Below are 12676 nucleotides of genomic sequence, written 5' to 3' on the forward strand. Positions count from 1 at the left end.
CGGTCCGATGGCATCCAGCATTCGAGTACGCGCAACATCCAACGGCGACATCACCGAGGTGCAGACGTTGATCCAGCATCCCATGAATACCGGCCTCGTCAAGGACGCCAAGGGCGAGCTGATCCCAGCGCACTACATCCAGGAGCTGAAATTCGCATGTAACGGCAGGGACGTCTTCGTCGCCAACTGGGGCACCGCGGTTTCCAAGGATCCTTACCTCAAGTTCAGCTTCAAGGGCGCCAAGAAGGGCGACGATCTCAAGATCTCCTGGACCGACAACAAGGGTGCGTCCGACGAGACCACCGCGAAGATCGCGTGATGAAGGCCCGCACCTCCTTCCTGCTTGGCTCGTTGAGCGCTGCGCTCGTCGCGTTCGTGCTCGCGTCTCCGCGCGTGAGCGCAGCCGACAAGGTCGATCCCGTCGCTGACGCCAGGGCGTTCCAGAATTTCTTCTTCCAGAAATTTCCGAACGTGAAGCACGAGGATTTCGTCAACGGTCCTTATTCCCTGAACGAGGATATGAAGCGACAGTGGCAGGAGAAGGAGGAATTCCCGCCCTACGAGTTCGCGCTCGACGCCGGCAAGGAGATGTTTGCGACGCCGTTCAAGAACGGCAAGACCTATGCCGACTGCTTCCCGAATGGCGGCATCGGCGTCCGTCAGAACTATCCCTATTTCGACACCAAGGAAGGCAAGGTCGTTACGCTGGAGCTCGCGCTCAACCGCTGCCGCGAGGCCAATGGCGAAGCGCCCTACTCCTACGTCAAGGACGAGATGGCCTCGCTCACCGCCTACATGGCCTTCACGTCGCGCGGCAAGACGATGGACATCAGGATTCCCGATGACCCGCGCGCGCTCGAAGCGTTCGAGAACGGCAAGCGCTATTTCTACACCCGTCGCGGCCAGATGAATTTCTCCTGCGCGAGCTGCCACGTGCAGAGCCCGGGCGAACGCATCCGCGCCGAAATTCTGGCGCCAGCGCTCGGTATTTTGAACGCGATGCCGATCTACCGCTCCGAATGGAGCGGCATGGGCACCACCAGCCGGCGCTTCATCACCTGCAACAGCCAGACCCGCGCGGTTCCGCTGGAGCCTCAGTCGGACGAATATCGCGACGTCGAATATTTCCTGTCCTACGTCGCCAACGGCCTGCCGATATCGGGCCCGGGAGCGCGGCCATGAAGCGGTCACTTACCTTGGCCATGTTGCTTGCTCTGAGCTTCGCGCCGGCGGCGCGCGCGGCAACCGAGGCAGACTACAAGGCGGCCTATGCCGCTGCGGAGGCCGCCTCCAAGGAGGCAGCCGGCATGCGCAACCAATGGACCACGACCGTCTCGACGCTGGCGGCCGCCAAGAAGGCGGGCGATGGCGGCGATTTCGACCGCGCCGTGGCCGTAGCCAAGGAAGCCGAGGCGCTGGCGAAAGCCTCGATTGTCCAGGCAACCACTGAAAAAGAAGCCTGGAAGGCGATGGAAATCCGCTAGACTCGAACCCTGTGGAACTGCCGAGAACCGGCGCGGAGAATGTGTGATGGCGATCCGCCGCCGCGACTTTTTGAAGAGTACAACCGCTGTCGCCACCTCGCTCAGCCTGCCCCGGCTGGCGCGCGGCGCTGAAGCCGCCAGCATTTACGACATCGAACGCTTCGGCAATGCGCGGATCCTTCACACCACCGACACGCATGCGCAGCTCAACCCGGTCTATTTCCGCGAGCCCAGCATCAATATAGGCATCGGCGAGATGGCGGGACGGCCGCCGCATCTGGTCGGTCGCGCCTTCCTGGAGCGCTTCGGCATCCGGCCCGATAGCGCCGATGCCTACGCTTTCACCTGTGTCGAGTTCGAAAAATCCGCCGGACGCTTCGGCAAGCTCGGCGGCTTCGCCCATCTGAAGACACTGATCGACCGCCTGCGCAGTGATGTCGGCGAGAAGCACGCCATGCTGGTCGACGGCGGCGATCTCTGGCAGGGCACGGGCCTTGCCAACATCATGCAGGGCCGCGACATGGTGGAGGTCGCCAATCTGCTCGGCATCGAGGCGATGACCGGGCATTGGGAATTCACTTATGGCGAGCAGGCGCTCCGCGACAATCTCGAGCACTTCAAGGGCGAGTTTCTGGCGCAGAACGTCTTCCTGACCGAGGAAGCGGCGTTCAACGACGCGCCCGCCTTCGACAAGGCGACAGGGCGCGTATTCAAGCCATCGATCATCAAGGAGCTCGCCGGCCATCGCGTCGCGATCATTGGCCAGGCCTTCCCTTACGTGCCGATCGCGCACCCCAAGCGGTTCACGCCGAACTGGACCTTCGGCATCCGCGAGGAAGAGTTGCAAAAGCATGTCGACGCATTGCGCGGCAAAGACAAGGTCGATGCGGTGATCCTGCTGTCGCACAACGGCATGGATGTGGACCTCAAGCTCGCAAGCCGCGTCACCGGCATCGACGTCGTTCTCGGCGGCCACACCCATGATGCCGTGCCGCAGCCCATCCCGGTGAAGAACGCCGCCGGCACGACGCTCGTCACCAACGCCGGCTCCAACGGGAAATTTCTGGCCGTGCTCGATCTGGCGCTCGACAAGGGCAAGGTCGGCGACATCAGATACCATCTGCTGCCGGTCTATTCGGAACTGCTGAAGCCCGATCCTGCGATGGCCGAGCTGATCGGAAAGCTGCGCGCACCGCACGTGACGGACTGGTCGGAGAAGATCGCAACGCCCGATCGCCTATTTTATCGCCGCGACAATTTCGCAGGCCCCATCGACGAGCTGATCTGCACCGCGCTGCGAACCGAGCTCAACGCCGAGATCGCGCTGTCGCCCGGCTTCCGCTGGGGTGTCACCACCTTGTCGGGCCAGCCGCTGACCATGGAGGATGTGCTCGCGGAAACCGCGATCACCTATCCCGAGACCTATGTGCAGGAAATGACCGGTTCGCAGATCAAGGACGTGCTGGAAGACGTCTGCGACAATCTCTTCAATGCAGATCCGTATTACCAGCAAGGCGGCGACATGGTACGCGCCGGCGGACTCAGCTACGCCTGCAGCCCCACCAACGCGATCGGCAGCCGCATCTCCGAGCTCAAGCTCGACAATGGCAAGGCGCTGAGCGCCAACCGACATTACAAGGTTGCGGGCTGGGCCTCGGTCAACGACCAGCAGGGCGCTGCGGTGTGGGATGTCGTGGCCAAATATCTGCGCTCGGGCCGGATGCTTCAGGAGCGGCTCGGCACCGGCGTCACCCTGAAAGGCGTCGACGGCAATCCGGGCATCGCAGGATAGGAATGATGCGGTTCAAGATTTTTCGCGCGATGCTGTTGGCGCTGCTCGCCTGGGCGGCGATGCCGCTCGCTGTTGCGCAGCAGGTGCCGCTCCAGGACAAGCCGTTCGCCGAGCACAAGATCGTGCTCCAGCTCTCCGATGGCGATGTGAAGAAGCAGGCGCTGGTGCTCAGCGTCGCCAACAATCTCCTGAAGGCCTACGACCCCGACAAGATTGCGGTCGAGGTCGTCGCCTTCGGTCCCGGCATCGATCTGCTGCTGTCAGGCAGCGAGCGCCGCAAGCAGGTCGAGAGCCTGATCGCGCAGGGCGTGCGCTTCGATATCTGCCTCAACACCATCGACACAATCGCGCGGGAGACGGGCAAGCGGCCGGAGTTCATCCCGGCCGCGACGCCGGTGCAGGTGGGGGTCGGGCAGATCCTGTTTCTGGCGGAGAACGGGTACACGGTGGTGAGGCCGTAGGTCTTGGCCACACCCTCCGCTGTCGTCCCGGCGAAGGCCGGGGCCCACCGCGTGACCTCTCGTCCGCCGCAGTCGGCGTACCGAACGACGTGATCTTCGTCAAACTACTCCCTGGGGTAATGGGTCCCCCGGCCTTCGCCGGGACGACACCATTTTTTTGGAGATCCACTTGAGGTCTCAAGCCGCAATAAAAATCTTCTAAATTTTCTTATTTCAGCAGCACATTACTTCTCTTTCCGGCTTCCCGCGTAGTAGAATCCTCGGCATCAGTTCACGCCGGGTCCTGCCATGATCTTTCGCCAGCTCTTCGACAGCGTTTCGGGCACCTACAGCTATCTCCTCGCCAGCCGCCCCGGCGGCGAGGCGCTGATCCTTGATCCTGTGCTGGAGAAGGTCGACCGCTACTGCCAGCTGCTGCGCGAGCTCGACCTCAAGCTGGTCAAGGCCGTCGACACCCATCTGCATGCCGACCATGTCACCGGCCTCGGCGAGTTGCGCGACCGCACCCATTGCATGACCGTGATGGGCGACCAGACCAAGGCCGACGTGGTGGCGATGCGTGTCGCCGACGGTGACAAGGTGACGATCGAGGGCCTGTCGCTCGACGTGATGTACACGCCGGGCCACACCGACGATTCCTACTCCTATCTGATGGGCGACCGCGTCTTCACTGGTGACACGCTGCTCATCCGCGGCACCGGCCGCACGGATTTCCAGAACGGTTCATCGCGCGCGCAGTACGATTCGATCTTCAACCGCCTGCTCAAGCTGCCCGATGAGACGATGGTCTTTCCGGCGCACGACTACAAGGGCGACACCGTTTCCACCATCGGCGAGGAGAAGCGATACAATCCGCGGCTCCAGGTGCGCTCGGTCGACGAATATATCGAGCTGATGGCGAACTTGAAGCTGCCCAATCCGAAGATGATGGACGTGGCGGTGCCGGCCAACATGCATGTCGGCCTGCATCAGGAAGAGCTGGAGAAAGAGGGCCGAGCGCTCAGCGCGGTCGAGGCGATCCGCTCGCTCGGACGGCCCGACATGCTGCTTGTCGACTTGCGCGAAACCAATGAGCGGATGAAGCACGGCATGCTCGAAGGCGCGCTGCACACGCCCTATCCGAGCGTCGAGGAGAGCCTCAAGCCCGGCGGCATGCTGCGCGAGGTCGCCGCCGCCACGGGGCGCCGCATCGTGTTCTTCTGCGCCTTCGGCGAACGCTCGGCGATGGCTGTTGCCGCCGCCAAGGAGGCCGGGCTCACCAACACCGCCCACATCGCCGGCGGCATCGATGCCTGGAAGAAGGCCGGCGGGCCGGTGGTGCAGGGCTGACGACATCCTCGCGGGTCTTGAGATAGGTCAGACGCCGCATAGATTTCGTGATTAGAAGCGGATGACGCATCACCATCCGGGATCAGCCATGGCCAAGATCGGAAACAAGACTGCCAAGCCGAACGAACCGCCGAAGACCGTGGACGACAAGGCCAAGAAGCCCGAGCCGCCACGCGACACCGACGACGATTACGAAGACGGCGACATCGCCACCCCGAAGCGCGATCGCTATGGGACCGATGACGAGCCGTTGTGAGGGTGAGACGTGTGTTTTGACTACGCGCCGGCGCGACACGCTCCGCCGTCGTCCTGGCGAAAGCCAGGACCCATTACCCCAATGCGCAGTTTGGCGAAGACACCCAGTTCGGTAATGCGATCGATCCCAATCGAGAGATCGTGCGGTGGGTCCTGGCGAACGCCAGGACGACGATGGGGATGCAGCTTGTCTTCACCACTCCGGCCTTGGCCAGGACGACGGGACTGAGCCCCACCCGCACTACCTGCCATGCGCCTGCGTTCATGGACAAATAACCGCTGTGCCCGATAGTTTGCGCCTCTCTTAGGACGCAAACGGAACTGCAATGGTCGACGTTCTCGCCGCACCGCAACAAGGCAAGGCGGACAGCGCGCTACGCACGCTGACGGGAATTTCGATTGCGCATTGGGTCAGCCATTTCCATCTGCTGGTCCTGCCGATGCTGTTTCCGTTTCTCAAGGGGCAGCTTGGCGTCGGCTATGTCGAGCTTGGCTTCGCGCTGACCGTGTCGGCCGTCGTCTCCGGGCTGACGCAGGCGCCGACCGGCTATCTCGTCGACCATTTTGGCGCGCGCAAGATCCTGCTCGGCGGACTGACCCTCGGCGGGCTGGCGCTGATCATGCTCGGCCTGCATTTGAGCTACGCCTCGCTGATCGCTTGCGCCGTGCTGCTCGGGCTCGCCAACAGCGTCTATCATCCCGCCGATTACGCGATCCTCGCCGCGCACATGGACGAGGCGCGGATGGGCCGCGCTTTCTCGGTCCACACCTTTGCCGGCTATTTTGGTGGCGCCGTTGCGCCGGCGATCGTCGCCGCCCTGATCACGGTGTCCGGAGGCGTCGGCGCACTGCTCGCAGCGGGCGCGATCGGCGCGCTGGTGGCGCTGCTGCTGGTGGTGATGAACATTCCCGATGCCGGCGCGCACAAGACCAAGCCAGGCGCCGCGAATGCGCCGAAGCAGGCCGTCATCACGCCCGCGCTGATCACGCTGACCGCGCTGTTCATGCTGCTGAGCCTGTCGGTTGCCGGCATCAACAATTTCGGCGTGGTCGCGCTGATGAGCGGCTACGGCGCAAGCTATTCCGTCGCCAATGTCGCGCTGACGGCATGTCTTGGCTGCGGCGCCGTGGGCGTGCTCGCGGGCGGCTTCCTCGCCGACCACACCGAACGCCACGGCTACGTCGCCGCGGCCTGTTTTGCCGCCAATGCGGCCATCGTTCTCCTGATCGCGCTGGTCACGCTGCCCGGATGGGCGCTGACCGCCACAATGGCAGCCGCGGGCTTCCTCTCCGGCGTGATCGCACCATCGCGGGACATGCTGGTGCGCAACGCGGCGCCTCCCGGTGCCGCGGGCCGCGCCTTCGGCATCGTCTCCACCGGCTTCAATCTCGGCGGCATCGTCGCACCGCTGCTGTTCGGCTGGATCATGGACCAGAGCGCGCCGCATTGGGTGTTCGGCGCCTCCGTGATCTTCATGGTCGCAACCGTGGTGCTGTCGCCGTTCACGGAGCGAAAGACGCAAGCCAAGGCGTAGCTACAAATTCGGTGTCGTCCCGGCGAAGGCCGGGACCCATATGCCGCAGCAATCGCTTTGCGAAGACTTACCAAACCGCTTTCTGCTACGCGCGCCCCGGGATGACAATTGCGGTTGGGCCTGGTTGCGCCGGCCTTAGGTCGGCGAGACGGCGCCCTTCAGCCCGGTTTCCCGCGGAGCGGCACCGCGCGTCAGGCGGGCCTTTTCCGTGTTCGGCCAGAGCAGCAGCAGGCCGATAACGCCGGAGCCGACCAACACCACTGCGTTGATGGTGAAGCCGGTCATGTAGCCGTCGAGCATGCTGCCGGCGCGCTGGATCACGGTGCCCATCACATTCGGTGCGATGATGCCCGAGAGCGTGTAGAGCGCGCCGTAGATCGCGAGGATGGCGCCGCGCTGCGAGGCCGGCGTGAATTCGCCGAGCATCGGCGGGCAGACGACATAAATCGCGCTGCAAAGCCCAGGGCCGACCACGAGCATCACGATTTTCAGCCCCACACCCGGGACGTACGGCATCGCCGCCAGGATCAGGCCGCCGATGATCAGCGGCACTGAGCCCAGCACGCCACGCGAGATGCGCGTGGTGTAGCCGCGCGCCATCATCACCTGCGAGATCCAGCCGGTCAGAATCACCATGGTGGCGCCGAACACCCAGGGGAGGATCGAGATCCAGCCGGCATCGCTCTGCGAGAAACCAAGCCCCGTGACGATGAAGGACGTGAACCAGGTGAGTCCGAGCGACAGCGCCCAATAGGCGCCGAAGGTCGCGGCCACGCAGCCGAGGAATGTGCGCGAGGTGAGAAGTTGGAGGTAGGGAATTTTCGCCTCATTGGCCGCGAGGGCCTGGGTGTCCTCGAGCGGGCCTTCCTTGCCGAGCGCGAGCCAGGCGCAGACCCAGATCAGGCCGACCACGCCGAGCGCGCCGAAGGCGTAGTGCCAGGAATGATTGACGATGACCCAGTTCAGCGCCGGCACGGCGAGGATGACGCCGAAGGCCGAGCCCTGCAACAGGATGGCGGTCGGCAGCGTGCGCTTCTCGTCGGGGAACCATTTGTAGATCGCGTGCGTCGCGACAGAAGCCGCCGGACCTTCACCGGCACCAAGCACGATGCGGCAAATCAGGAGCGTGGTGAAAGAGACAGTGCCGACCATCGGAAACTGCGCCAGCGCCCAGATCACCGCCAGCGTCAGCAGCACCCAGCGCGTCGGCACCTTGTTGACGATGAAGCCGACCACGATGGCCGAGACCGAGAACAGGATGAAGAACGAGGAGCCGAGCACGCCGAATTGCGCGGGCTCGAGCTTCAGATCGGTCATGATCGGCACGCCGGCGAGGCCGACGACGATCTTGTCGGCGAAGTTCACGACCATGAAGAGAAACAGGAGAAAAGTGACGGTCCAGGCACCCTTCGGCGTTGCGCCCGTCCCTCGGGACACCCCTGCCGTCCTGCCCGCCGCATTGGGCGTTCCCTGAGCGCTCATCATTCTCCCCGCATATTCTTTGTTCGGCACTTTTGATTTGGCCGTCTTCGGAGCTAACAACGGCTTGAACGGCAACGCAACCCCGGCATTTCCGCAGCAAGTGTGCTACGCAGCATTGTGTTAATTCCGTCCGGCGCACTGATCTTGCTGAGCATTCGAAACCTCTCAAAGACCTTCTCCTCGGCCGGCGAGCCGGTCCATGTGTTGCGTGGCGTCGACCTCGACCTCAGGGCCGGCGAACGCGTCGCGCTGACCGGCGAATCCGGCAGCGGCAAGAGCACGCTGCTGCACCTGATCGCGGGGTTGGATGCCGCCGATGGCGGCACGATCCGCCTGCAGGACACGGAGGTCACGGAGCTGCCGGATTCGGGCCGCGCCGCGTTGCGCCGCGACCGGATCGGCCTGGTATTCCAGCAGTTCAACCTGATCCCGAGTCTCTCGATCGCAGACAACCTTGCCTTTCAGGCGCGGATCGCCGGCCGGCATGATGCAGCCTGGACCAAGGAGTTGGTCGAGCGGCTCGGGCTCGGCGCCCTGCTCAAGCGTTATCCGGAGCAATTGTCGGGCGGCCAGCAGCAGCGGGTCGCGATCGGCCGTGCCCTGGCAACCAAGCCGTCGCTGCTGCTCGCGGACGAGCCGACCGGCAATCTCGATGAAGCCACCGCCGACGACGTGCTGGCGCTGACGCGCGATCTCGTGGCGCGCACCGGCTGCGGCTTCCTGATGGTGACGCACAGCCTGCATCTGGCCGGTACGCTCGATCGTCACATCGTGCTGCATGCGGGGCGGATCGCATGAGACGCGCGCTGTGGGTGCTGGCCGTACTGCTCAGCCATTGGCGGCGGCACAGGATGCAGTTTGCGACGCTTCTGATCGGGCTGATCGCGGCGACCGCGCTGTGGAGCGGCGTGCAGGCGATCAATCAGCAGGCCCGCAGCGCCTACGACCGCGCGGCGGCGACGTTCGGCGGGGTGCGCACGGCGACACTGGTCGCACCCAATGCAGCGACCTTCCCGCAAGACCTTTTCATAAAACTCCGCCGCGCAGGCTGGCCGGTCTCGCCGATGCTGGAGGGCCGGGTTCAGATCAACGGACGATCGATGCGGCTGCTCGGCATCGAGCCGGTGACGCTGCCTGCCGATGTCGGCAATGCGCCGCGCCTCGGCGCTGCGGACTTGAGCAGTTTCGTCGCCGCCCCCGGCCAGACGCTGGTCGCGCGGGAGACGCTGAACGATCTGCACGAGGGCGAAGGCGCTGCGCCGTCGACCAGCAGCGGCGCAAAACTGCCGCCGCTGCGCGTGCAGCCGCAACTCGTGCCCGACGTGCTGGTGGTGGATATCGGCGTGGCGCAGCGGCTCCTCAACAAGCCGGATCAGATCTCGCGGCTGCTGATCGGCAAGGCCAAGGGCAAGCCCGCGCCGTTGCAGAGCGTTGTCGGCGACCAGTTGCAGCAGGTCGAGCCGACCGCCGAGACCGAGCTGGAGCGGCTGACCGACAGCTTCCATCTCAACCTCACCGCGTTCGGCCTGCTGTCGTTCTTCGTCGGCCTCTTCATCGTCAATTCCGCCGTCGGCCTCGCCTTCGAGCAGCGGCTGCCGATGCTGCGGACCTTGCGCGCCTGCGGCGCTTCGGCGCGGCTGGTGAATAGCGTGCTGGTGGTCGAGCTGGTGGCGCTGGCGCTGGTCGCGGGCCTGATCGGGCTGGTTTGCGGTTATGTCATCGCGGCGGCGCTGCTGCCTGATGTGGCGGCGTCACTGCGCGGGCTCTATGGCGCGCAGATTCCAGGGCAGCTCACACTGCAACCTCAGTGGTGGCTCGCCGGCATCGGCATCAGCGTTGCCGGCGCCATCGTGGCGGCCGCGACCAGCCTGATCAAGGCGATCAGGATGCCCGTGCTGGCGACGGCGCAGCCGCGCGCCTGGCAGCAGCGGCAGCGCCGCTGGCTCTTCCTGCAAAGCCTCGCTGCCTGCGCCGTGCTCGCGGTTGCGCTGCTGTTGCTTCATTACGGACAATCGCTGATCACAGGGTTTGGCGTCCTGGCGGCGCTGATGCTCGGTGCAGCGCTGAGCCTGCCGGCCTTCCTCGAGATTCTCCTGCTCGCGGGCCAGCGTCTGGCGCGCGGGCCGCTGGCGCTGTGGTTCTGGGCGGACAGCCGGCAGCAGCTCTCCGGCTTGTCGCTGGCGCTGATGGCGCTGCTGCTTGCGCTCGCGGTCAATGTCGGCGTCTCGACCATGGTGGAAACGTTCAGCCGGACCTTTGTCGGCTGGCTCGACGGGCGGCTGGCCGCCGACGTCTACATCAGCGCCGCCGACAATGCGCAAGGCACCGCGATCCGCAACTGGTTGAAGGACCGCAGCGAGGTGCAGGCGATCCTGTCGGGCGGACGCGCGGAGACGCAGGTAGCGGGCCAGCCGGTGGAGTTGCTCGGCCTGCCCGATCACGCGCTCTACCGTGAACGCTGGCCACTGCTGGAGACAGCGCCGCGCGCCTGGACCCAGCTCGTGCCCGGCAATGCCGCCTTCATCAGCGAGCAGCTCAGCCGCCGCCTCAATATCCGTGTCGGCGACGTCATCGCGGTGCCGGCACCGGGCGGGACCTGGGAGCTCGACATCGTCGGCATCTATGCCGACTACGGCAACCCCAAGGGCCAGCTCGCCGTCAATGTCGCGGCGCTGATCCGGCAGTTTCCGCAAACGCCGCAGACCCGGATCGGGCTTATTGTTCCACGGGATAACATTGCCGGCCTGATCGCAGCCTTGCAAAAGCAGTTCGCACTCGACGACCGCGGCGTGGCCGACCAGGCCACCGTGAAGGCGGAATCGATCCGCATCTTCAATCGCACCTTTGCGGTGACGTCGGCGCTGAACGCCTTCACGCTCGGCGTCGCCGGCATCGCACTCCTGACCAGCCTCTTGACGCTGGCGAACTCGCGGCTGCCGCAACTCGCGCCGCTCTGGGCGATCGGCATCACGCGACCCCGCCTTGCGGCGATCGAGCTGACCAAGACGCTAGCGGTTGCGCTGTTCACATCGCTGCTGGCCGTACCGCTCGGGCTATTGGTCGCGTGGTGCCTAATCGCGATCGTCAACGTGAAGGCGTTCGGCTGGCGGCTGCCGTTCCACGTCTTTCCGCTGCAACTGGTCGAGCTGGTCGCGGTCGCGCTGGTCGCCTCGCTGCTGGCCGCGCTGCTGCCGGTGTTGCGGCTGGCGCGGATGCAGCCGGCGAGCCTCGTCAAGGTGTTTGCCAATGAGCGCTGACGGACTCTCGCGGCGTGCCTTCGTCGGCGGCATCGCCGCACTCGCGGCAGCCCGCCGCGCCGGCGCGCAAGGCTATGCCGGACTCGGCGAGACCGCCGACGGCTTTGCGAAGGTCGCGCCCGGAAAGGCATTCACCTTTCCCGCCGATCATGGGCCGCATCCGCAGTTTCGCATCGAGTGGTGGTACCTGACGGCGAACCTCGTCGACAGCGGCGGTGTGGCGTGCGGGCTGCAATGGACGCTGTTTCGCCAGGCCGCGAGGCCGGGGCCGCAAGCGGAAGGCTGGGCCAATCAGCAGATCTGGATGGCGCATGCCGCGGTGACGCGCGCCGACACGCACCGCTTCAACGAGCTGTTTTCGCGCGGCGGTGTCGGCCAGGCCGGCGTCGAGGCCAAGCCGTTCGCGGCCTGGATCGACAATTGGGAGATGAAGGGTGCCGAGCGCACCGACGATCGCACCCTGGCGCCGGTGACGCTGACAGCCTCCGGCACGGATTTCAGCTACGCGCTGACGCTTGAAGCTGATCGCCCGGTGGTCTTGCAGGGCGACGGCGGCTACAGCCGCAAATCCGACCGTGGCCAAGCGTCGTACTATTACAGCCAGCCATTCTACCGCGCGCGCGGCACGCTCACCATCGACGACAAGCCGGTCGAGGTCTCGGGCCAGGCCTGGATGGACAGGGAATGGAGCAGCCAGCCGCTCGATACCGACCAGACCGGCTGGGACTGGCTGTCGCTACATCTTTCATCCGGCGACAAGCTGATGCTGTACCGGCTGCGCCAGAAAGACGGCAGGGATTATCCGTTCGGCAATTGGATCAGCGCCAATGGCGACACGCAGATGATTGCGGGTGGCGACATCCAAATGAGTCCGAAGGCGACCGCCGAGGTTGCGGGCCGCAAGCTGCCGGTGGAATGGCAGATCGCAATCCCCTCGCGCTCGTTCTCGATTCTCTGCAAGCCGCTCAATCCCAGGGCCTGGATGGGGACCGGCTTCTCTTACTGGGAGGGGCCGATCAGCTTTGCCGGCACACATGACGGCGTTGGCTATCTCGAGCTGACCGGCTATTGAGCTGCATCT

Annotated in this window: 12 protein-coding genes; 11 read left to right on the forward strand and 1 reads right to left on the reverse strand. The window is 64.9% G+C overall.

Translation table 11 applies throughout. The features are described 5' to 3' along the window. Nucleotides 1-7 precede the first annotated feature (7 nt). The 8 genes from soxZ (at nucleotide 8) to ACWAT4_RS38555 (ending at nucleotide 6856) form a co-directional block, all read left to right on the forward strand. Nucleotides 8-319 carry a thiosulfate oxidation carrier complex protein SoxZ gene (gene soxZ, locus ACWAT4_RS38520; protein ID WP_449729486.1) on the forward strand — a complete coding sequence of 104 codons (312 nt, stop codon included), beginning with the start codon at nucleotides 8-10 and terminating at the stop codon, nucleotides 317-319. Then, nucleotides 319-1182 carry a sulfur oxidation c-type cytochrome SoxA gene (soxA, locus tag ACWAT4_RS38525; RefSeq protein WP_212303354.1) on the forward strand — a complete coding sequence of 288 codons (864 nt, stop codon included), beginning with the start codon at nucleotides 319-321 and terminating at the stop codon, nucleotides 1180-1182. The genes soxZ and soxA overlap by 1 nt, the downstream gene beginning before the upstream one ends. Continuing rightward, nucleotides 1179-1484, forward strand: a complete 306-nt coding sequence (locus ACWAT4_RS38530; RefSeq protein ID WP_212303353.1) for a hypothetical protein — start codon at nucleotides 1179-1181, stop codon at nucleotides 1482-1484. The genes soxA and ACWAT4_RS38530 overlap by 4 nt, the downstream gene beginning before the upstream one ends. Nucleotides 1485-1530: 46 nt before the next feature. Further along, nucleotides 1531-3276 (forward strand): thiosulfohydrolase SoxB, encoded by a 1746-nt coding sequence (soxB, locus tag ACWAT4_RS38535; protein ID WP_212424372.1) that lies wholly within the window; start codon nucleotides 1531-1533, stop codon nucleotides 3274-3276. Between the two features lie 2 nt (nucleotides 3277-3278). Next, nucleotides 3279-3737 (forward strand): DsrE family protein, encoded by a 459-nt coding sequence (locus ACWAT4_RS38540; protein WP_449729487.1) that lies wholly within the window; start codon nucleotides 3279-3281, stop codon nucleotides 3735-3737. Between the two features lie 288 nt (nucleotides 3738-4025). Beyond that, entirely contained in the window at nucleotides 4026-5066 is a 1041-nt protein-coding gene (locus ACWAT4_RS38545) for an MBL fold metallo-hydrolase (protein ID WP_449729488.1), read from the forward strand. 88 nt (nucleotides 5067-5154) lie between these two features. Continuing rightward, on the forward strand, nucleotides 5155-5322 hold the full coding sequence (locus tag ACWAT4_RS38550; protein ID WP_449729489.1) for a hypothetical protein: 168 nt from the start codon (nucleotides 5155-5157) through the stop codon (nucleotides 5320-5322). Between the two features lie 325 nt (nucleotides 5323-5647). Then, nucleotides 5648-6856: an MFS transporter gene (locus tag ACWAT4_RS38555; RefSeq protein ID WP_449729490.1), complete on the forward strand. Its 1209-nt coding sequence runs from the start codon at nucleotides 5648-5650 to the stop codon at nucleotides 6854-6856. Nucleotides 6857-6991: 135 nt separating this feature from the next. On the opposite strand, the gene ACWAT4_RS38560 is transcribed toward ACWAT4_RS38555, so the two are convergent. Beyond that, nucleotides 6992-8338 carry an MFS transporter gene (locus ACWAT4_RS38560; protein ID WP_449731318.1) on the reverse strand — a complete coding sequence of 449 codons (1347 nt, stop codon included), beginning with the start codon at nucleotides 8336-8338 and terminating at the stop codon, nucleotides 6992-6994. Nucleotides 8339-8482: 144 nt separating this feature from the next. On the opposite strand from ACWAT4_RS38560, the gene ACWAT4_RS38565 reads away from it, so the two are divergent. Genes ACWAT4_RS38565 through ACWAT4_RS38575 form a run of 3 tightly spaced genes read left to right on the forward strand, consistent with a single transcriptional unit; the run spans nucleotide 8483 to nucleotide 12667 of the window. After that, nucleotides 8483-9136 (forward strand): ABC transporter ATP-binding protein, encoded by a 654-nt coding sequence (locus ACWAT4_RS38565; RefSeq protein WP_449729491.1) that lies wholly within the window; start codon nucleotides 8483-8485, stop codon nucleotides 9134-9136. Further along, a complete protein-coding gene (locus tag ACWAT4_RS38570; protein ID WP_449729492.1) occupies nucleotides 9133-11595 on the forward strand; it encodes an ABC transporter permease in 2463 nt (820 codons plus the stop codon). Before ACWAT4_RS38565 ends, ACWAT4_RS38570 begins: the two co-directional genes overlap by 4 nt. Further along, nucleotides 11585-12667: a lipocalin-like domain-containing protein gene (locus ACWAT4_RS38575; RefSeq protein ID WP_449729493.1), complete on the forward strand. Its 1083-nt coding sequence runs from the start codon at nucleotides 11585-11587 to the stop codon at nucleotides 12665-12667. Before ACWAT4_RS38570 ends, ACWAT4_RS38575 begins: the two co-directional genes overlap by 11 nt. Nucleotides 12668-12676 lie beyond the last annotated feature (9 nt).

It is taken from the genome of Bradyrhizobium sp. T-1 (assembly GCF_053592855.1).

What these genes read in the sequence shown, in the direction of transcription:
- ACWAT4_RS38530 (WP_212303353.1), top strand. Translation starts at nt 1,179, where the DNA reads ATGAAGCGGTCACTTACCTTGGCCATGTTGCTTGCTCTGAGCTTCGCG.
- soxB (WP_212424372.1), top strand. Translation starts at nt 1,531, where the DNA reads ATGGCGATCCGCCGCCGCGACTTTTTGAAGAGTACAACCGCTGTCGCC.
- ACWAT4_RS38560 (WP_449731318.1), bottom strand. Translation starts at nt 8,338, where the DNA reads ATGAGCGCTCAGGGAACGCCCAATGCGGCGGGCAGGACGGCAGGGGTG.
- soxA (WP_212303354.1), top strand. Translation starts at nt 319, where the DNA reads ATGAAGGCCCGCACCTCCTTCCTGCTTGGCTCGTTGAGCGCTGCGCTC.
- soxZ (WP_449729486.1), top strand. Translation starts at nt 8, where the DNA reads ATGGCATCCAGCATTCGAGTACGCGCAACATCCAACGGCGACATCACC.
- ACWAT4_RS38545 (WP_449729488.1), top strand. Translation starts at nt 4,026, where the DNA reads ATGATCTTTCGCCAGCTCTTCGACAGCGTTTCGGGCACCTACAGCTAT.
- ACWAT4_RS38555 (WP_449729490.1), top strand. Translation starts at nt 5,648, where the DNA reads ATGGTCGACGTTCTCGCCGCACCGCAACAAGGCAAGGCGGACAGCGCG.
- ACWAT4_RS38575 (WP_449729493.1), top strand. Translation starts at nt 11,585, where the DNA reads ATGAGCGCTGACGGACTCTCGCGGCGTGCCTTCGTCGGCGGCATCGCC.
- ACWAT4_RS38540 (WP_449729487.1), top strand. Translation starts at nt 3,279, where the DNA reads ATGATGCGGTTCAAGATTTTTCGCGCGATGCTGTTGGCGCTGCTCGCC.
- ACWAT4_RS38570 (WP_449729492.1), top strand. Translation starts at nt 9,133, where the DNA reads ATGAGACGCGCGCTGTGGGTGCTGGCCGTACTGCTCAGCCATTGGCGG.
- ACWAT4_RS38550 (WP_449729489.1), top strand. Translation starts at nt 5,155, where the DNA reads ATGGCCAAGATCGGAAACAAGACTGCCAAGCCGAACGAACCGCCGAAG.